Origin of the sequence: Streptomyces sp. NPDC094147 (genome assembly GCF_044764265.1) — a bacterium.
GTDB lineage: Bacteria > Actinomycetota > Actinomycetes > Streptomycetales > Streptomycetaceae > Streptomyces.
This window is the reverse complement of the sequence record NZ_JBIWHT010000004.1, coordinates 1-648: the sequence shown is the minus strand read 5'-3', so window position 1 is coordinate 648 and position 648 is coordinate 1. Positions and strand designations below refer to the sequence as shown.

Sequence of the window (648 nt, the reverse complement as noted above, 5' to 3'; positions counted from 1 at the left end):
ACGACGGAACCCACCGCGATCGTCGTCCCGGCGCGGAGCCGGACGGTCGTCACGACGCCCGTAACCACCGCTGGAAGACCCACCACGGCTGTCATCACGACGGAACCCACCGCCACCGCCGCGGTTGTCGTCCCGGCGGAAGCCACCACGATCGTCATCGCGCCGGGGCGCCGGACGGTCATCACGACGACCGTACGAGCTGCCACCGCCGGCCGGGCGACCACCACGGTCGTCGCGACGGGCGTGGCCACCGCCGGAGGAGCCACCACGACTGTCGTCACGACGTCCGCCGTAGCCACCTCGGTCGTTGTCCCGACGCGGGCCGCGATCGTCTCGACCACCGCGGTAGCCGCCCCGGTCACCACCGTCCTGACGGCGCGGCTCGCGCTCCGGACGATCGTCGGGAGAGTTGGTGGACATCGTGACTCCTAGTCTTCGGGTACTGCAGTCATTCTCGCGCAGTCGGCTGCCCGACGCGCTTCGGAAAAAGCAAAGCGAAAAACAAAAGGACCCTTGGTCCCAGCGTGAACGCTGGGACCAAGGGTCCTGAAATATTGTTCGGCGGCGTCCTACTCTCCCACAGGGTCCCCCCTGCAGTACCATCGGCGCTGAAAGGCTTAGCTTCCGGGTTCGGAATGTAACCGGGCG

At 67.6% G+C, this 648-nt stretch carries 1 rRNA gene and 1 pseudogene; one reads left to right on the top strand and one right to left on the bottom strand.

The features are described from left to right. A pseudogene (locus ACIQ8J_RS09075) lies at positions 1–432 on the top strand (hypothetical protein); the annotation flags it as partial. 124 nt (positions 433–556) lie between these two features. On the opposite strand, the gene rrf reads toward ACIQ8J_RS09075, so the two are convergent. Next, a 5S ribosomal RNA gene (gene rrf / locus ACIQ8J_RS09070) occupies positions 557–648 on the bottom strand; the annotation flags it as partial.